Origin of the sequence: Nakamurella panacisegetis (assembly GCF_900104535.1) — a bacterium.
GTDB lineage: Bacteria > Actinomycetota > Actinomycetes > Mycobacteriales > Nakamurellaceae > Nakamurella > Nakamurella panacisegetis.
Genome location: NZ_LT629710.1, coordinates 3,217,321 through 3,234,530 on the forward strand (window position 1 = coordinate 3,217,321; position 17,210 = coordinate 3,234,530).

The window sequence follows — 17,210 nt, forward strand, 5'->3', positions numbered from 1 at the left end:
TTCATCATCGCCATCGACGGTCCGTCCGGCACCGGTAAGTCAACCGTGGCCCGCCGGGTCGCGGCCGAGCTCAACGCCGGCTACCTGGACACCGGCGCGATGTACCGGATGGTGACGTTGTCGGTGTTGCGGGCCGGGGTCGACCCGGTCAACGACACGGCCGTCGTCAACGTGTTGGAGGGCTTGAACTTCTCCTCGCCGCTCAGCCCGGGGCACCAGACCCACCTGCTCGACGGCGAGGACGTCACGGACGAGATCCGTGGCCAGGCCGTCACTCTCGCCGTCACCCCGGTATCGGCGAACCCGGCCGTGCGGGCGTGGCTGTTCGATCGTCAGCAGTTGCTGGCCCACTCCGGACGCATGGTGGTGGAGGGTCGCGACATCGGCACCGTCATCGCGCCGGAGGCCGATCTCAAGATCTACCTGACGGCCGATGCGGCCGAGCGGGCCCGCCGTCGACACACCCAGAATGTCGGTGCCACGGTCGGGGGCGGCCTGGACCTCGCGGCCGTCGCCCAGGATCTCGAACGGCGCGACACCCACGACTCGCGACGCGTTCACGCGCCGTTGCAGGCCGCGCCGGACGCCGTCGTCATCGATTCCTCGCAGTTGGCCCTGCCCGAGACGGTCGCGAAGGTGCTGGAACTGGCCGCGGCTCGGGGCATCCGGTGAGGTGGCGCCATCTCGGTGGCGCCGGCGACCCGACACCGCAGCACGCCGGCCCGGTCGGTATGGATCGCGGCCGCCGGATCGGCATCGTGCTGTCCGCCCTGCTGTACCGGCTCACGGTGGCCGGTATCGACCGGGTACCGGCGACCGGCCCGGTGGTGCTGGTGGCCAACCACTCGAACTTCTGGGACGGACCGGTGCTGTTCGGGGCGCTACCCCGACGGGTGTCGTTCCTGGTCAAGGCGGAGGCCGTCACGGGTCCGTTGGGATGGTTGCTGCGCAACGTCGGGCAGTACGCGATCAACCGGGCAGCGCCCGAACGCGGCACCCTGCTCGACGCGCTGGCCCAGCTCAAGGCCGGGGGAGTGATCGGGATCTTCCCCGAGGGCACCCGCGGCGACGGCAACGTGCACCAGGTCTCCAGCGGGGCCGGTTGGCTGGCCGCGCGGGCCGGGGCGGCGGTGCTCCCGGTGGCGGTACGTGGTACCGCGCGCCCGGCGGGGGCGCGCCGTCGGTTCCGGCCGCGGGTGCGAGTACTGATCGGCGATCCGTTCCCGATCCCGGTCGGTGCCGGGAAGAAAGCGGTCGACACCGCCACCGATCTGATTCGAGATCGCTTGTCCGCCTTGGTTGTTGAGTTGGACGAGACGATCGACGCTGTGAAAAACAAGAAGGCAACCAAATGACAGAGAATTTTGACGGACTCGCGGCCGAGCAGGCCGCTGGCGACGGTATCTGGTCCGAGGAAGCGGAATTCGCGGGCTGGGAGGATGGCGGTTTCGGCGACGAGATGGGCGGCCCGGTCGTCCCGACGCCCACCCTGGCCATCGTCGGACGGCCCAACGTCGGCAAGTCGACGTTGGTCAACCGCATCATCGGCCGTCGCGAGGCAGTCGTCCAGGACATCCCCGGCGTCACCCGCGACCGGGTCTCCTACGACGCGCTCTGGGCGGGCCGGAAGTTCACGGTGGTCGACACCGGAGGCTGGGAGCCCGACGCCCAGGGGCTGGCCGGTGAGGTCGCGCTGCAGGCCGAGCGGGCCATGAAGACCACCGACGCCGTGCTGGTCGTGGTGGACGCCTCGGTCGGGGCGACCCACACCGACGAAGCCATCGCCAAGGTGCTGCGGCGGTCCAAGGTGCCGGTGATCCTGGTCGCGAACAAGGTCGATGACGAGCGCACCCTGGCCGACGCGGCTGCGTTGTGGAACCTCGGCCTGGGCGAACCGTTCCCGGTGTCGGCGTTGCACGGCCGCGGATCGGGTGACCTGCTGGACGCCATCATGGCCGCGATGCCCGAGGCGCCGTCGGAGTTCGCGGCGAACCAGGGCGGACCGCGCCGCGTGGCGCTGCTGGGCAAGCCCAACGTCGGCAAGTCCTCGCTGCTGAACCGGCTGTCCGGAGAGTCCCGGTCGGTGGTCGACTCGGTCGCCGGCACCACGGTCGATCCGGTCGACTCGCTGGTCGAGTTGGACGGTGAGGTCTGGCGGTTCGTCGACACCGCGGGGCTGCGCAAGCGGGTCCACCAGGCCAAGGGCATGGAGTTCTACGCCTCGTTGCGAACGCAGTCGGCGCTGGAGTCGGCCGAGGTCGCGATCGTGCTGATCGACTCGTCGGAGCCGCTGTCCGAACAGGATCAACGGGTGATCACCATGGTGATCGAGTCCGGCCGGGCCCTGGTGATCGCGATGAACAAGGCCGACCTGGTCGACGGCGACCGCCGTACCGAGATCGAGCGGGAGCTCGACCGTGACCTGGCCCGCGTGCAGTGGGCCGAGGTGATCAACATTGCGGCCAAGACCGGCCGCGGTGTGCATCGTCTGGCGCCCGCGCTGCGGACGGCGCTGGACTCCTGGGACAAGCGGATCCCCACCGGGCAGCTCAACTCCTGGCTGGGCACCCTGATCCAGGGGACGCCGCCGCCGGTCCGCTCGGGCAAGCAGCCCAAGGTGTTGTTCGCCACCCAGGCCGGGAACCGTCCGCCGACTTTCGTGCTGTTCACCACCGGTTTCCTCGAGGCCGGCTATCGCCGGTTCATCGAACGCCGGCTCCGGGAGGACTTCGGCTTCAAGGGCTCCCCGGTGCGGGTCAACGTGCGGGTCCGCGAGAAGCGCGGCGCGAAGAAGTAGTCATCGCCGGGGTGCCTGGTCTCAGGCCAGGCACCCGGTCAGCGAGCGGCGACCATCGAGATCAGCTTGGCCAGCCGCCCGGTGCGGGTCGAGTTGTGTTTTGCCGAGTTGATCCAGGTGGCGAACTCGCGTTGGTGGCTCTGGGCCAAGCCGCGGAACTTCTCCATGAGACCGGCGTCCAGCAGTGCTTTCTCGACGTCCGGGGCGAGGACCACGACCTGCTCGGCCTCGTCCAGAGTGAGCCGAACATGCACCTGATCGCCGACCCGCTTGCCCAGACGCGTTTCGATCGCCGCGAGCACGCCGAGACGGTGGGTGCCCTGATACGGCGCGATGGACCCGCGATATTCGATTCCGTCGAAATGGACCAGGACCGGGACACGACCGGCGACCCTGTACCTGGAACTCACGTCGGCCGGTACCGTCACCCAGCTGCCGCCGCGCTCGCCGGATTCCAGGGCAGCGTCGAATTCCTGCGGGCCGGGATCAGTCCACGTTGACATGACGACCAGTTTATTCCGGAAGGATCTCTTCGCCTGCTGGAAGCAGACCGGCCGCGATCAACTCGACCGTCACCGCCACCGCGATCGCCTGGACCAGCAGCAGCGCCACCAGCACCAGCACCTGCGTGGCGCCGGCCTGCCACGGTGACGCTCCGGCCAGCAGCACCCCGACGAACGCGCCCGGCAGCGTCACCAGGCCGACCGTCCGGGTCTGATCCATGCCGGGAATCAAGGCCAGGGCCGCCGCCGGCCGGGCCACCAGGATCACCGCGTCCCGCCGCATCAGACCGATCGACAGCGCCGCCTCGTACTCGCCCCGCCGGGTGTGCAGTTCATCGGCGGTTCGCCGGCCGGCCAGCGACGTCGCGGTCATGGCTCCGCCGATCAGGATGCCGGCGCTGGGCAGCACCGCCACCGGGTGCAGGGGGACGACGGTGCTGGCCAGGATCAGGGCGAGCGCGGGCAGCAGCCCGGACAGGATGGGCACCACCGCCCACCAGGAGCGGGGTTTCAGGGAACCGGTGATCCGCTTCGCCGAGGTCGCGCCACCGATTGCCACCATCACGATCAGGAAGGCGGCGGTCAGCCACAGGGACCTCAGGACGAACCCGATGACGAGGCTGACCGCTGCCAGCTGGACGATCGCGCGGACGACGGCGATGATGGTGTCCCGGGCGCGCCCGAGACCCTGCAACTTGACGACCAGCGCGGCGGCCGCGGCCAGAACGGCCAGCAGTACCGCGAGGAGCGGGCCGATCATGACGGTGGTCAGGGTGCGTGCTCCTCGGATGCCGGGCGAAAGCGGTCCGGACCATCATGCGCGCTGCGGTATTCTTGTCACGCCCGGCATGCCGGGTGGCGGGCTGTGGCGCAGCTTGGTAGCGCACTTGACTGGGGGTCAAGGGGTCGCAGGTTCAAATCCTGTCAGCCCGACAGACAGAAAGGCCAGGTCGGAGAGCAATTAGCTCTCTGACCTGGCCTTTTGTGTATCCGGGGAACGATCAGACGGGGCCTGACGATTGGGCCGAGTTGTGCCAGATTGGGCCCAATGTGGCCGAGCTAGTCCCAATCCAGTCCCAATCGAGCCCCAACCCAACCCCGCACAACTCGGCCAAACTCAAAACAAGGTCGGGAGCTCGACGGCGAACAGGTCGAGTTGCTCCTCGGCCGGGGCCGGCGGGGCTGGAACGGGCCCGAATAGAGGCGGCGTCGTCCCCCCATCCCGCGGGATCCACTCGGCCGAGGGCTCGGTCATGCGACGACGGGGGCGACGACTACAGAGGCGACGGCCTCGGCGAGCCGGGGCGGGACGGCGTTCGCGATCTGTAGGAACTGGGCGGTTCGGGTGCCCTGCCACGGGTAGTCGGCGGGGAACGATTGGAGCTGACCGGCCTCGGCCGGGGTGAGCTGGCGGCCCTTGCCCGCGGGGTCGGTGACGGTCCAGCTCCGGGCCTTCTCGGTCACCGTGAACGAGGGCAGCGCGTTGTCCCGGAGGTCGCGGGCCCGGTAGGTGAGCCCGTCGTCGCGGTCGTTCCGGCGCGCGAACCCGTGCGAGCCCTGACCGATGACGGTCGCGGCGCCGAGGCGGCCCGACGTCGGCGAGGGGAGCTTCACGTCGAGCGCCACGCGGGAGGCGACGAGCACGGCCCGGCGGCGGTCCTGGGGTACGCCGTAGTCGGCGGCGTTGAGGATCCCGACGTCGACGGACCAGCCCATCGCGAGCAGCTCCTCGGCGTACCACTCCCAAACGGGGAGGACGCTCGGCACCTGCTCCAAGATCAGCCACTCGGGATCGGCGCCGACGAGTAGGCGCATCGGCTCGGCGACCAGAAGCGACTTCAAGTCGTCCACGGTGAGGAAGTAGTCGAGGCGGCGGTCCTCGCCCGCGGCGGCCGACTTGATCAGGTCGCGGATCGCGTCGAGGTCGCCCCGGCCGAGCTGCAACCCGGCGGCACTGAATCCCTGGCACGGCGGCGACGCGATCAGGCCCTCGGGCGAGCGGATGCTCTCCGGCCGTACCGAGTAGACATCGCCCCGGCGGCGATCGTGACCGGCCGCGGTAGCGGTCGAGCACGCGAGCTGGTCGAGCTCGACGCCGAGCACGTCGACGCGGCCGAGGTTGCGCAGGCCTTCATCCCATCCGCCCGGCCCGGCGAACAGGTCAACGATCACGCGGCTCACTTCTCGCCCGTCGGGGCGAGGGACTGCTCGTCACTCGCTAGCGCGTCACTCGCTAGCGCGTCACTCGCTAGCGCGTCATTTTTGGGAGAGAGAGCCGCCACGAGGCGGGCTTGCCGGTCGCGGTGAGCGGTCCAGCGGGCGAGGCGACGGGCGTCGCCCCCGATGTGCGAGAGGTCCTCGACAATGCGGCTCAGGTTCGCGAGCTCGGCGCGCTCCTCGGCGAGACGGGCGTCGAGCTCGCGGTCGGCGGCGGTCACTTGGCGAGCCCGGCGATCTGCATCGCCTGAATGGCCTTCATTCGAACCCACGCGGCAGCCTCGGCGGCGGCGGCGTCGAGCGAGTAGCCTCCGGCGTTCACGAGCCTTAGAGCCTGACGGCGCGCGTCCGCTTCCATCTTCGGCGTGATGAACTGCTCCCACGCGGGGCGAGGCGTTGACGCTTCGATCGTTTCGCTCATGGCAGGGTCTCCTCGGTGCGGTGGGGGTTGGGTACAACTATGACGCGTTAGCGCGTCATTGTCAAATCAGAACCAGCCGATCGAGCGGCGCATATCGCCACGGGCGGCGGCCATCGCCTCGCGCTTGGTCCGCTCGTATCCGGTCATGCCTTCCCGCGGCATCCGGTCGGCGTCGAGCACGGCGTAATACCACTTCTGGTCGGTGCCGTACTCGGCGCTTGCGTCGGTCTTGCTGAGGACAACCTCGGCCGGGAACGGGCGGGCGACAGGGAGCGTGATCGGTGACGTCGACACGGTGGAAACCTTTCGGGGGAGAGGGTGCGCGGCTCTCGGGATTGAGAGCCGCGCGGGGCGGGCGAGGGCTAGGCGTAGAAACGGCGGCCGGTCGAGGCGTCGAACGTCACGCGACGCTCGTAACCGTCGGCGTCGAATACGGCCATGACGCCCATTCGCATGAGGGCGGCATCGGTCTGTGCGGCGTAATAGGCGCCACTCTCAGGGGTCACGAACTCCTCGCCCGCGGCGTTGGTGATCGACCACGTACGGGCCTCGGCCTCGGCGGCGGCGGTGAACAGCTCCACGAAGTGCCGCACGTCCTCGCCACCCCAAGAGCGGGAGAGCTCGGCGCGGAACGCGGCGGGGTTGGTCGGCCAGATGAGCGCCGAGAGCGCGTCGACGGTCGCCGAGATGTGGTCGAACGGCGCGCCCTTGCCTGCGGCGATCGCGAGGGACTCCGCGCCGGCTGCCTTTATGTACGCGGGGTAAAGGCTGTTGAGTACGTCGACGGCTTCGGTCTGCGTGGCGGTGAGCGGGGCGGCGGTTGCGGTGGTGGTCATGCCGAGAACAATGACGCGCTAGAGCGTCATTGTCAAGTGGGAGACGTTCGACGGTTGACGCGCTAGTGCGTTACTGTGCCGACCATGGCAGGAAAGAAGCGAGACACGCTCACGACAGCGGAGGCGGCGGCGCTCGCGGGGATCACCCCGTCGGGCCTCAGATCGACCCGCTCGCGCGTCCTCCGGCTCACGGGCGTCGAGCTACAGGCGGACCGGTCAACGTGGCCTGACGGTAGGACTCCGCTCTACGACGGGCCCAAGTTCCGAGCGTGGCTCGCGTCGCGGCCCGGTAGTGGGAACTTTCGGAGGTAGCTGCACACCGTTCGCGGTCGTACTGCATACTGCGGGGCCGATCAACCGAACGTAAAGGATCACATGACAGAGCCGCTGCCCTCCCCGTACGCCACCAGCCAGCCGAGCGCGGCGACCTATCCCGCGCCCCCTCAGTACGCCGAACAGCCGGTCGCGCCCTACCCGGCGGCATACCCGCCCGTCGTCGCGCCCGGCCCGAGTGTCGTCTACGTCCAGGCGCCCGCGCCGGTGGCCGGTCCCTACGTCCCTCAGAAGTCGGTCGGGGTCGCTTACGTGCTCTGGTTTTTCCTCGGTGCGCTCGGCGTCCATCAGTTCTACCTCGGTAAGACGGGCCGCGGGATCCTCTACCTGTTCACGCTCGGCGGTTTCCTGATCGGGCTCGCGATCGACCTGTTCACCATGGCGGCACAGGTTCGCCAGGTCAACGCGCAACGCGCCGTCGGCATCCGGTAGCCACAACGCACAAAACGCGCCCCCCTCGCCCGTAGGCAAGGGGGGCGCGCTGCGTTCAGGGTCCGACCACTGCCGATACGGCCGAGGCGTAGGCGTCGGCCCCCGCGTCGGACAGGTGGATCACGTCGCCCCCGGCGGTGCCCGGCGTCGCGCCGTTGCCCCAGTAGGCGAGCGCGTTCCAGTAGGGCCAGGAGTTGCGGCCGATCGCCCACATGTCGACCAGCGCGGCGCCGTACGCGTGGCACACGCCGAGCGCCTTCGCGACCATCGCCGAGTAGTTGCCGAATGCCGAGTCGTAGTTGCCGATGTGCGGCATGACGACCAGGAGATCCGGCCCACCGTCGGCGACACTGCGCGCGTTCGACAGGAACGCCGAGAGGTTGTGCAACCAGCCCTCGGCGCTCACGCTCGGGACGACCAGCGCCGAGCCGGTCCCGTGCGCCGCGGTCGTGTACGCCGACAGCGACGCCGAGGCGGCGGTCGATGCGAACACATAGACCAGTTCGGTCCCGATGAGGTACTGACCGGGCGCGACGTACGCCGAGACGGGCAGCACGTTCACGCCGGCCGCAACTGCTGCCGTGAGGGTGATCCCCGTCGCGGTGGTGCTCTGCGAATCGTTGGCGGCCAGGGCGTACACCAGCAGATCGGCGGGGTTGCTCGGGCCGCCCGACCACGCGGCGGCGCCGAGCGCGCTCGTGTCGGCGAACCCGGCCGAGAGGGCGCCGTACTTGCTGAAATTGTCGACCACGACTCCGGCCGCATTGCGCGCCTCGATGCCGATTAGGTAGAGCGAGTTTGCCCCGGTGCCCGCGTAGTTGATCGTCAGGGAGTAGGTCCCCGTCGGTGCCGCAACCTGCGTGGCTTGAATGGCGAATGTCGCGCCGTCGGCGATGGGAACCGCTGCGCCGCCGTTGATCTGGTAGGACCACGGTGCGAACCCGCCCGACAGGGTGTAGATCGTCAGCGCGGTACCGCGGAGACCGGAGATCACCTGTTTCGCGCCGACGGCCTGCGTGGAGATCACGCACGCGCCGGGCCCGTAGGGGGTGCTGTACTGGGACCATGCTCCGGTGGCGGCCCAGTAGTACCCGGCCGCGGTGTAGGCGGTGACGGCCCCGGCGGGGATGCTGGCGGCCGAGGAGGCGAACGCAAGCGACGCCGACGAGCCGTTGAACCCGGATCCCCCGTCGCCGAACTTGGATTGCAGCGCGGCGGCGACCCGAGCCGGCCAGGACCGGGCGCGGGGGTTGCTGGTGTAGTACCCGGCGGCCACCGAGTCGCCGACGACGGCGACGCGGGTCAGCCCACCGCCGGCCAGCTTCGCCCGGTACTTGGCGCCCCAGTCGGACGGGACATGCAGGCCGGTTCCGGCGAGCTTGCCCGCTGCCGACGTGAACGGCGAACCGTCGGGGTTGAGCAGCACCACGCGGCCCGTGTCCTGCCCGTTCTGCGGGGGGGTGTCGGCGGCCGAAACGACGGTCAAGAACTGTGCGGCATTCGGGGCCACCCGGTTACTCCTTCGCTTCGTGCTTGCCGGGCGGATCGGCCTCGGCGTTCGGGATGCTGTAGACGGCGATCGCCGAGAGGACCGCGACCGCGCCGAGCATGATCGACGCGGCGCGGGAGCCCGCGACGAGCGCCGCGGCCGAGCCGAGTAGCGGGATCAGGAACGCGGCGATCGCCTTCGCGGCGACGAGCAGCTCGCGCGCCTTCTCGATCAGGACGGCGACGCGCTCGGCCGGGGTCGGCTTCGGCGTCGTCACTTGCGCACCTCGCCGAGAATCAGGTCGAGCTTTGCGTTCAGCGCCTGGCCGTTGTCGTGCCGGGCGTCGGCGAGTGTCGCGACGTCGGCGCGGACCTCGCGCTGCACCTGCTGGACGTCGGCGATCAGCCGGCCGAACCCGGACGCGGGCGCCGGGCCGGAGCCGTCGGGGTCGATCAGTGCGCCGAGGACGGCCTGAGCGATCTCAGCGGCGAATGCCTTGCGCTCTGCGGGGGATGCCATGAGGTCATCAATCCAATCTGTCTGCGGTGCGGTGGTCGCGGGGGCGGCGGGGGCGGCGGGCGCCTTCATGTAGGCGCGCCACGCGTCGAGGTCGTAGTTCTCGGGGTCGGACTTGCGGCCGGGCGCGAACTCTCGGTGTCCGCAACAGAACTGGTCGACGTCGTAGCCGTAGGCCAGGGCCAGGGCGCGCGAGCCGACCAGGATCGAACGGGCCAGCTCGGGCGACCAGGGGTTGCCGATCGTGTGGTCGGTCTCGATGCCAGCGCATCGGGTGTTACCGCCGTCGGCGGGGATCGAGCCCCACCCGGGGCCCTTGCCGGCGTGCCACTTCCGGCCGGCGGCCATGCAGTACCACACGCCGGTGCGGGACACCCAGAACTGCGAGCCGTCGTGCCCGAGCGGGGCCATGTTGGCGGGCACGTTGGCATCGTTGCTCGGGTCGTCGTCGTAGCCGAGCCCCATCCCGTCGTGGTGCAGGATCAGCCCGAGGTTCATGAACTGCCCGTCGGACTCGCCACGCTCGGCCCAGCCGGGCATCTCGACAACGGTCAGACCGGCCGCGCGGAGAACGTTCGCGGCATTGGCAAGGGGAAGGGTCACGGGATGGGCCTCTCGGGGTCGGGGGTCGGCGCGAGCGTGGCGAGACGTTGGAGGATCTCGCGCATCTCGTCGTCACGGGCGGCGGTCACGGCGGCCAGCGCCGAATCCTGTCGGGTCTGGTCGCGCTTCACGTTGACCAGCTCCCGGGTATTGCGGGCGGTCGTCGCGTCGACCCGTTCCAACGCCTTGCCGATCTCAGGCAAGACAGCCTCGATCCGGTCCACGGCATCGCGGAGGGAGCCTCCCGAGTTGGGTTTGAGCTCGTGCTCGATCGCCTCGGCCGTGCGGACGGAGCGGCGCCCGATGTGCAGGAGCGGAATAGTCACGGAGGCGACCAGCGCGAGACCGCCGACGATCGCGATCCAGAGTTGATCGCTCACGCGGGAAACGCCGTGATGTGCATCCAGCTCAGGGACGAGTTACCGGTGAAACCGGCCGAGGTCGTGCCGGTCACCTTGGAGGCGATGAGCTGCGCTGAAATCGCGGTGTTCGCGGCGAGATCCATCGACATGCCGAGGACGATCGTCGCACCGACGGCGGCGCCTCGCACGCTCTTGACGTCGGTCCCACCCATGCGCGCGGAGATCGACGCGACGTCGGCCGCTGCGCCGCCGGTGCTGATAAATGCCGCGGCGTCGATCACGAGGACCTGCGCGTACGGCTTCGCGGCGATGGTGATCCCGTTGCTGATCCCGACGACTGAGCCGACGGCGGCGATCGTGCCGCCGACCATGGGCGCTTCATAGCGGATCGGCACCCTGGTCAAATCTTCGGGCGCCCAAATTGACCAGCCGGTGCCCGAGTTGACGCCGATCTTGTTCGCCACCGAGTCGTAAACCTGTTGCCCCATGGGGACAGTCGGCGCGGAGGCGAGTGCGCCGGGGAGGAACACGAGCCCGCCGGCTGACGCGGTGTAGACGCGCGTGTCGGTGAGGTTCGCGCCGGTGATCGAGGACACCGACGCGCCGACGGCGACGCGGGCCAGGACCAGCGACCGGGCGGGCGTCGCGGGGGTCGCCGTCGACACGCCTGTCACAACCTCGACGGAGGCGCCCGACGTTGCGTCGCCTGCCTCGATATCGCGGACGCGGAGGATCACGAGGTCGGTTCGGGCGACGGTCGTCGCGGCGGCGATCGCGACGGTGGCGGCGGCGTCGACGCTCACGATGTACCCGGAGATCATCGCCTGCCCGGCGATGACGCTGAGGTTCATGCCGGAGACGGGGACGACGGCGAGCGGCGACGTCGCGGAGGGGATCACCCCGTCGCGGGGGAGCAAGCCCGCGCCGGAGGTCTGCGCGAACGCGGCGCTATGCCCGAGACGGTCGACCGCGGCCGAGTAGGAGCCGGTCTGCGTGTAGAGGGCGGTTACTGCCATGAGGCGGGCCTCCGAGAATCGTTGCGGGAGAGGGGATTAGTACGGTTGGGCGACGATGATCGCCGAGGATGCCGAGGCAGCGTTCGCGGCGGCGGTACCGGCGGCGCCGTACAGGAATCGGCACTTGTAGACCCCGCCCACTTGCAGGCCGGTCACGAGCCCGATCAGGGGGACGGTGACCGGTTGCCCGGTCGAGGCGGCAAACGCGGCGATCTTGCCCACTCCGGTGCCGGGCGCGTAGACCTCGGCCCCGGCGAGCGTCCGAACCTGCAACGCGGCGACCGGTCCGTCGGTCATCGCGCCGTTGCCCTGAATGCGGGCCGACCCGGTGATCAGGATCTTTCCCGTCGGCGTGGTGACGGTGACCTCGGGACCGACCGCGACGAAACTGATCGGGCTCGCGGCGCTGATCGCGACGGAGGCGCCCTGAGTGGCGACACGGATCCCAAACAGGGCCTGCCCCACGGGGAGAGCGGTCACCCCGTCGTCGTCAACCACGGTGAGGCTCTGCGTCACCACGGACCCGCCGGTAATGGTCGAGCCGTCGATCCGGCCGGTCATGCCGAACGAGCCGTCGGCGAGCTGCCCGAACCGTGCGCGCTCGACGCCGTTACCGTCCCGGGCGATCAGAGCTCCGGCGACGATCGCCGAATTGCCGAGCCGGGAACCGTTTTCGAGATCGGACACGCGCCGACGGAGGTCGGCGAGCTCGTCAGTCGCCCCGGCGTAGGACGGAATTGCTCCCATGGTCAGGCCCCCGGAATGTCGTTGTATGTGGTGATCGAGAGGGCGAGGAGCTCCGACCCGGCGGCCGGCGGGGCGATGGTCCACCCGAGGATGCGCACCCGAGTGAAAAACCCGTCGGGGAACGCTGGGGTCGGGTCGATCGCGATCCACACCCGGTCGCCGATGCGGAAGTCGCCGACGCTCGGCTCGGCGTCGACGGTGGAGACCCGCCCGTCGGCCCGTTCAAGCTGCGCGGTCGCGGCGATCGTCACGGTCGGCGGGAGCTCGGGCGACTGGGAGATCGAGAGCAACGCGGCGGCGTGCGCGTTGATCGTGGCTTGCACGTTGACGCTCGATCGAGACTCGGCCGTTTCGAGGAACGGGTACCCGGCGTCAGTGAGGACTGTTGATGTGGCGACGCCGACCACCTTGTCGGACGCTTCGCCCGCGCCGAGCGAGTAGGCGCGGGACGCGAGACGCGTTCCGTCCTCGTCCATCGCGAATGCCCGGATATTGCCCGGGGAGGCGCCCTGCCCGCCGAGCTCCAAGACGAGCGGCTGGTCGATACCGGCCCGCGGGTAGGCGAGCGTCAGCGTCCGGACGACGGACCGCCGGCCGCCGATCGCGCCCCAGTCGGTGTCGATCGTGTAGTCGAATCCGCCCGCCACGTTCGCGAGCTCGGAGATCCGCTGGCCTACGGTGCCGTCTGCCCGGGCGTAGGTGCGGTCTCGGACCTGTCCGGAGACCGGGGCGGCCGGGATCGTCAGCGCGACGGCACCGACGCCACCAGGGCCCCCGCCGTACGCGGTAGCGGCGAGGGCCCGGGCGATCGCCAGTTGATCGACCCCGGCGAACTTGGCGGCGGCGACCTGGCGAAAGTCGGCGTAACGGATCATCTCGGCGCCGATCAAGGCGAACGAGTCGAGATTGCCGCTCGGCGTGCGCTTCCAGATTTGCCACTCGCCGACGCACACCCCGTCACGGTCGATCGCGACGGTGTATTTCGCCGGAGTGGTGAGCTCCCGCCACTCACGGAGCAGCGGGGCGGCGGCATCCGAGCGGGCGGCGTCGGTGAGGTTCGCGAACTCGGGGAGAGCCAGCACCGACGACAGGTCGAGCGTCGCCGAGAAGGCCCCGCCGGTCATGTGCCGCTCGGCCTTTACGTCGGTGAGCGGGAGCTCCCCGACGACCAGACCGCTTGTCGCGAGACAGACCAGATATGTGTATTGAGCCACGGCGTCACGCTCCGATCAGGTCCAGGCGTCGCGCCATGCGACGGTGAGCGTTCCGGTGCCGGAGTCGGCGCCGAAATAGATCTGCGACGTGCCCGGCTCGATCGCGAAAAACTGCGAGTCGAGGGTGAGGAACTGGCGGCGCGAGGACATGCCGAGCCGAACCGACCGGGGGGTTCCCTCGCCGATGACCAGTTGCTCGCCCGCATTTACGTCCATGAGCGCGGCGATCCGCGGGCCGCCGACCAGCCGAACCGAAGGGTTCGACAGCGGGCCGGAGAACGTGAACCGCGCCCAGGTGCGCGCGTCGCCCACATTCGTCACGGTGACGAGCCCGGACGATCCGCCGGGCCCGTAGACCCGGGGGAAGGTCAGCGGGTAGACGCGGCCACCGCCGGCCGAGAACCGGGCGGTCGTCGCCGACTTCTCGACGGCGCCATACCGGCTCGGGTCGTGCGCGTAGAGCGACAGGGACCAGCTCGCCGACGTCGGCCCGGTGCGCGTCGTCATGGTCTTACCGGCGAGCCTGACGAACGCCTGCCGGGCAAGCCCGGTGAGCGCCTCCTCGAACACGAGCGGCGCCGTGCGGACGGTGCCGCGGAGGACCGCGGCCACCCGGTCGAGCGCCATTTGAAGCGCCCGCTTGTCCGGGGCGACGACGGTCCCCGACAGCGTGATAGTGCGGGAGCCGAACGGAGCGGGCCCGTCGAGGTCGCCGTCGGCCATTTCGAGCGGCGTCGGGTTGCCGCGGGGGTCGATGCCCCCGTGCCAACCTTCGACCGTTTCCAGGGCCCACAGGCAGCCCGCATCATCGACGTCAGGGGCGGGCCCGTCCATTGCGGACCAGCCCGCCACGGACACCCGATTTTCCCACGCCACTAGACGCGCCCGAACGTGAGCCGACGGTCAACCTCGCGGGCGAGATCGGCCGGAGACTGGCCGGGGAGTTGGTAGATATTGATGGTCGCGCCTCCTCTGTTGCCGCTCTCGTTGAGCGCGTCGAGCACCACAGACCGCATGAGCGGCTCTGGTGTGACGATCTCCCGTTGCCCGGCCTCGGCGACCCTGACGATCGAGCCGCCGGGGGTCGGTTCCATGACGCCACCGTTTGCGAGCGACGGAATGTGCCCGATGTTGAATCCGATATGCGCCCCGCCGAGCCAGCTCGGGAGGTCGATCGAGATCGAGTTGATCTTGTCGATCGCCCAGTTGACCATGTGAATAATGCCGTTGATCGGCGCTTTCACAATGTCCCCGATGGTCGAGAACGCGTTCCCGACAGCCGTCCCGATGCCGCCGAGGATCCGGCCGGCGGTGTCGACAATGCCTTGCCACAGACCGGAGAAGAACCCGCCGATTTTGCCGAACACGCCGGTTATCCAGGTGTAGGCGGCCTGTAGCGGGCTCACGATGTACGACTTGATCAGGTTCCACGCGCTTTGCGCGCCGCTCTTGATCGTTGACCAGATCCCACCGATGAACGACGAGATCCCGTTGAGCGCGCCGCGGAACACGCCGGTTATGCCCGACCAGATCCCCCCGAACACGTTCGAGATCGCCGACCAGGCAACCGAAACGGCGCCCCTGATCACGGACCACGCGGCCGACAGGACGCCAGTGATCAGCGAGAGCGCCGTCGTAACAACGTTTTTGATCTGCGCCCAGACACCCGAGATGATGCCCTTGATCCCGTTCCAAACCTTCGACCAGTTGCCCGAGATCAGGCCGGTCACAACCTCGATGATGCCTTGAACGATCTTCATCGCCGCCGAGATCGTCCGGGCGATGTACCCGAACACAGTCGTCACAACGGGAATCAGCTTGTTGATGATCGGGATCAGCACCGACGCGAGGGTCTGAATCACCGGTGCCAGCGCGCCGAGGAGCACTTGCAGCGCCGGGGCGACCGCTTGGAACAGCGAGGCGAGCGGCGGCAGGAGCGAGGCGATCAGCGTCGTGATGACGGGCAGGATCTGAGCGAACGCTCCGGCGATCGTGATCAATAGCGGTTGGATTGCCGTAAACGCCTGCGCCAGCGCCCCGGCCAGCATCTGCGCGACCTGAGCGATCACCGCGGCGATCTGCGGGAGGATCGGCAGTAGCGCATGGAAGATCAGCGAGAACGGATTCAGCAACGGCAGGAGCTGCGCGAACACGGGCAGGAGCTGCCCGAAGATCGGCGCCAGCGTCGAGAACACGCTCGCGATCGCGGGCCCGAGGATCGAGCCGATCTCGCGGAAGATGGGGAGGACGGACCCGAACGCACCGACGAGCGCGCCACCGACGACGGGGGCGAGCTTGTCGAACACGCCGCGGACGTTCGCCCCGGCCTTCCCGAACGCGTTGAGGTCCTTCGCGGGGCCCTTGACGTCGCCGGACGTGATCCCGGAGATGAAGTCGGCGAACCCGCCGGCCGCGGCCTCCCCGCTCTCGCGGATCTTGAACAACCCACGGACGATCGGCGAGTCCTCGGAGATCCCGGGCGCCCACTTCTTCGGGTCGTAGTCGCCCGAGATCAGGATCGCGAGGGCGCCTCCGACGCTCTTCGCCGAGCTGGTCGCCTCCCCGGCCAGAGCGACGAGTCCCGAGGTCACGGGAGTGATCAGCGGGAGCAGGCCCGTTCCGATCGCCGAGCCCATCGTTCCGAACACGCGCCCGAGGGTGCCGAGCTGCGCGGAGATGGTGCCGCCGACGGCCGAGTCGAGCTTGCCCGCGGCGCCCGCGACGTCGCCGAGTCCCTTCGCTGCGGTCCCGAGGTCGAGCGCGTAGAGCGCCTTCCCGAGATCCTCCGACTGAGTGCCGAACAGCGACGTCGCGATCGCGGCCTTCTCGGCCGGATCCTTGACGGCCCTCAGCTTGTCGAGGACCTGTTGAGTCGCGGCGCTCGCGCTCGGGCCACCCTTGGCAATGTCGGCCTGCATCTTCGCGGCGCTGAGCCCGAGGGAGTCGTACGCGGCGGTCGTCGTCTTGCTGCCGTCGATCGCCCGGATCGAGAATTCTTTGAACGCGTCGGCGACGAGATCGCCGTCGCGGGCCCCGGCCTGCAAGCCCTGAGAGATCAGCCCGGTCGCGGCGACGCCGGTAATCCCGAGCTTTGCGAACTGCCCGCCGTACTCGTTCAGTGTGTCGAGGAAGTCCCCGCTCTTGTCGGCGCCCTTCTGGAATCCGGCGGTGATGATGTCGAGCGCCTGGTCGGCGTCCTTCGCCATGCCGTTTTTCAGGAGCTGCCCGACTGCGACGGAAACCCCGCCGACGTCCTGGTCGAAGGTCTGCCCGAGGGAGATCGCGCGGCCGGTGATCCGCTGCAACGTCTTGTCGGACGCCTTGTCCATCCCGCCGACGTTCTGAATCACACCCTTGATCGAGTCGGCGACGTCGCCCAGAGAATCGCCGTAGTTGGACGAGTAGAGCGCGCCCGCGACGGTGCCGAGCCTGCCCGACTCTTCGGCCGTGGCGCCGAGCTGCGCGCCCAGCTCGGTCGTCACGGCCTGCGTGTCGATGCCCTTCGCGATCGAGCCGCCGAGGGCCCCGGCGATGAGCGCGCCCGCGCCCAGAATGCCGACCTTTGCCAGCTTCCCGAACTTGGACCCGAACCCACCGCCGGCGGCCTCGCCTGCCTTCTCAGCCTCGCCCTGTAGTCCGCCGAATTGACGCGTGATATCGGACCCGAGTCCCCGCGTCGAAGAGACGATATCGACGTATGCCGTTGCGAGGTTGATCGCCACTT

At 69.3% G+C, this 17,210-nt stretch carries 20 protein-coding genes and 1 tRNA gene; 5 read left to right on the top strand and 16 right to left on the bottom strand.

What is annotated here, in order from left to right; genetic code table 11:
• Positions 1–3: 3 nt before the first annotated feature.
• Genes cmk through der form a run of 3 tightly spaced genes read left to right on the top strand, consistent with a single transcriptional unit; the run spans position 4 to position 2,797 of the window.
• Positions 4–672 carry a (d)CMP kinase gene (gene cmk, locus BLS97_RS14290; RefSeq protein WP_090482255.1) on the top strand — a complete coding sequence of 223 codons (669 nt, stop codon included), beginning with the start codon at positions 4–6 and terminating at the stop codon, positions 670–672.
• Entirely contained in the window at positions 669–1,355 is a 687-nt protein-coding gene (locus tag BLS97_RS14295; RefSeq protein ID WP_090476911.1) for a lysophospholipid acyltransferase family protein, read from the top strand. The genes cmk and BLS97_RS14295 overlap by 4 nt, the downstream gene beginning before the upstream one ends.
• Entirely contained in the window at positions 1,352–2,797 is a 1,446-nt protein-coding gene (der, locus tag BLS97_RS14300; RefSeq protein WP_090476913.1) for a ribosome biogenesis GTPase Der, read from the top strand. Before BLS97_RS14295 ends, der begins: the two co-directional genes overlap by 4 nt.
• Positions 2,798–2,835: 38 nt before the next feature.
• Here der and BLS97_RS14305 read toward each other — a convergent pair whose 3' ends face one another.
• Positions 2,836–3,300 (bottom strand): YdeI/OmpD-associated family protein, encoded by a 465-nt coding sequence (locus tag BLS97_RS14305; protein WP_090476915.1) that lies wholly within the window; start codon positions 3,298–3,300, stop codon positions 2,836–2,838.
• Positions 3,301–3,310: 10 nt separating this feature from the next.
• Positions 3,311–4,060, bottom strand: coding sequence for an ABC transporter permease (locus BLS97_RS14310; RefSeq protein WP_090476918.1), 750 nt, complete (start codon positions 4,058–4,060; stop codon positions 3,311–3,313).
• Positions 4,061–4,159: 99 nt separating this feature from the next.
• Between BLS97_RS14310 and BLS97_RS14315 the strand changes: the two genes are divergently transcribed.
• Positions 4,160–4,233: transfer RNA gene (locus BLS97_RS14315), tRNA-Pro, on the top strand.
• Between the two features lie 318 nt (positions 4,234–4,551).
• Here the strand turns inward: BLS97_RS14315 and BLS97_RS14320 are convergent.
• The 5 genes from BLS97_RS14320 to BLS97_RS14340 all read right to left on the bottom strand — a co-directional run bounded on the left by BLS97_RS14320 (position 4,552) and on the right by BLS97_RS14340 (position 6,774).
• The gene (locus tag BLS97_RS14320; protein WP_172832278.1) at positions 4,552–5,472 is read right to left on the bottom strand and encodes a DNA cytosine methyltransferase; all 921 of its coding nucleotides are present in this window, start codon (positions 5,470–5,472) and stop codon (positions 4,552–4,554) included.
• A gap of 5 nt (positions 5,473–5,477) precedes the next feature.
• Positions 5,478–5,738 carry a hypothetical protein gene (locus BLS97_RS14325; protein WP_090476922.1) on the bottom strand — a complete coding sequence of 87 codons (261 nt, stop codon included), beginning with the start codon at positions 5,736–5,738 and terminating at the stop codon, positions 5,478–5,480.
• Positions 5,735–5,938, bottom strand: coding sequence for a hypothetical protein (locus BLS97_RS14330; RefSeq protein ID WP_090476925.1), 204 nt, complete (start codon positions 5,936–5,938; stop codon positions 5,735–5,737). Before BLS97_RS14330 ends, BLS97_RS14325 begins: the two co-directional genes overlap by 4 nt.
• Before the next feature lie 66 nt (positions 5,939–6,004).
• Positions 6,005–6,232, bottom strand: a complete 228-nt coding sequence (locus BLS97_RS14335; protein ID WP_090476927.1) for a hypothetical protein — start codon at positions 6,230–6,232, stop codon at positions 6,005–6,007.
• 68 nt (positions 6,233–6,300) lie between these two features.
• The gene (locus BLS97_RS14340) at positions 6,301–6,774 is read right to left on the bottom strand and encodes a hypothetical protein (RefSeq protein ID WP_090476929.1); all 474 of its coding nucleotides are present in this window, start codon (positions 6,772–6,774) and stop codon (positions 6,301–6,303) included.
• 375 nt (positions 6,775–7,149) lie between these two features.
• Between BLS97_RS14340 and BLS97_RS14350 the strand changes: the two genes are divergently transcribed.
• The gene (locus tag BLS97_RS14350) at positions 7,150–7,539 is read left to right on the top strand and encodes a TM2 domain-containing protein (protein ID WP_090476933.1); all 390 of its coding nucleotides are present in this window, start codon (positions 7,150–7,152) and stop codon (positions 7,537–7,539) included.
• A gap of 55 nt (positions 7,540–7,594) precedes the next feature.
• On the opposite strand, the gene BLS97_RS14355 is transcribed toward BLS97_RS14350, so the two are convergent.
• The 9 genes from BLS97_RS14355 to BLS97_RS14395 all read right to left on the bottom strand — a co-directional run bounded on the left by BLS97_RS14355 (position 7,595) and on the right by BLS97_RS14395 (position 17,208).
• Positions 7,595–9,049, bottom strand: a complete 1,455-nt coding sequence (locus BLS97_RS14355; protein ID WP_090476935.1) for a hypothetical protein — start codon at positions 9,047–9,049, stop codon at positions 7,595–7,597.
• Between the two features lie 4 nt (positions 9,050–9,053).
• Entirely contained in the window at positions 9,054–9,305 is a 252-nt protein-coding gene (locus BLS97_RS14360; protein WP_090476937.1) for a hypothetical protein, read from the bottom strand.
• Positions 9,302–10,147, bottom strand: coding sequence for a peptidoglycan recognition protein family protein (locus BLS97_RS14365; RefSeq protein WP_090476940.1), 846 nt, complete (start codon positions 10,145–10,147; stop codon positions 9,302–9,304). The genes BLS97_RS14360 and BLS97_RS14365 overlap by 4 nt, the downstream gene beginning before the upstream one ends.
• Positions 10,144–10,527 (bottom strand): hypothetical protein, encoded by a 384-nt coding sequence (locus tag BLS97_RS14370; protein ID WP_090476942.1) that lies wholly within the window; start codon positions 10,525–10,527, stop codon positions 10,144–10,146. The genes BLS97_RS14365 and BLS97_RS14370 overlap by 4 nt, the downstream gene beginning before the upstream one ends.
• Positions 10,524–11,408, bottom strand: a complete 885-nt coding sequence (locus tag BLS97_RS14375) for a hypothetical protein (RefSeq protein WP_157695425.1) — start codon at positions 11,406–11,408, stop codon at positions 10,524–10,526. Before BLS97_RS14375 ends, BLS97_RS14370 begins: the two co-directional genes overlap by 4 nt.
• Positions 11,409–11,561: 153 nt before the next feature.
• Complete coding sequence (locus BLS97_RS14380) at positions 11,562–12,212, bottom strand: hypothetical protein (protein WP_157695426.1); 651 nt, start codon at positions 12,210–12,212, stop codon at positions 11,562–11,564.
• A gap of 62 nt (positions 12,213–12,274) precedes the next feature.
• Positions 12,275–13,486, bottom strand: coding sequence for a hypothetical protein (locus BLS97_RS14385; protein ID WP_157695427.1), 1,212 nt, complete (start codon positions 13,484–13,486; stop codon positions 12,275–12,277).
• 15 nt (positions 13,487–13,501) lie between these two features.
• The gene (locus BLS97_RS14390) at positions 13,502–14,320 is read right to left on the bottom strand and encodes a phage distal tail protein (RefSeq protein ID WP_090476950.1); all 819 of its coding nucleotides are present in this window, start codon (positions 14,318–14,320) and stop codon (positions 13,502–13,504) included.
• Positions 14,321–14,361: 41 nt separating this feature from the next.
• The gene (locus tag BLS97_RS14395; RefSeq protein ID WP_090476952.1) at positions 14,362–17,208 is read right to left on the bottom strand and encodes a phage tail tape measure protein; all 2,847 of its coding nucleotides are present in this window, start codon (positions 17,206–17,208) and stop codon (positions 14,362–14,364) included.
• Positions 17,209–17,210 lie beyond the last annotated feature (2 nt).

Excerpts from the sequence above, each read along its gene's own strand:
- der (WP_090476913.1), top strand. The coding sequence starts at position 1,352 with ATGACAGAGAATTTTGACGGACTCGCGGCCGAGCAGGCCGCTGGCGAC.
- BLS97_RS14305 (WP_090476915.1), bottom strand. The coding sequence starts at position 3,300 with ATGTCAACGTGGACTGATCCCGGCCCGCAGGAATTCGACGCTGCCCTG.
- BLS97_RS14310 (WP_090476918.1), bottom strand. The coding sequence starts at position 4,060 with ATGATCGGCCCGCTCCTCGCGGTACTGCTGGCCGTTCTGGCCGCGGCC.
- BLS97_RS14330 (WP_090476925.1), bottom strand. The coding sequence starts at position 5,938 with ATGAGCGAAACGATCGAAGCGTCAACGCCTCGCCCCGCGTGGGAGCAG.
- BLS97_RS14340 (WP_090476929.1), bottom strand. The coding sequence starts at position 6,774 with ATGACCACCACCGCAACCGCCGCCCCGCTCACCGCCACGCAGACCGAA.
- BLS97_RS14350 (WP_090476933.1), top strand. The coding sequence starts at position 7,150 with ATGACAGAGCCGCTGCCCTCCCCGTACGCCACCAGCCAGCCGAGCGCG.
- BLS97_RS14390 (WP_090476950.1), bottom strand. The coding sequence starts at position 14,320 with ATGGACGGGCCCGCCCCTGACGTCGATGATGCGGGCTGCCTGTGGGCC.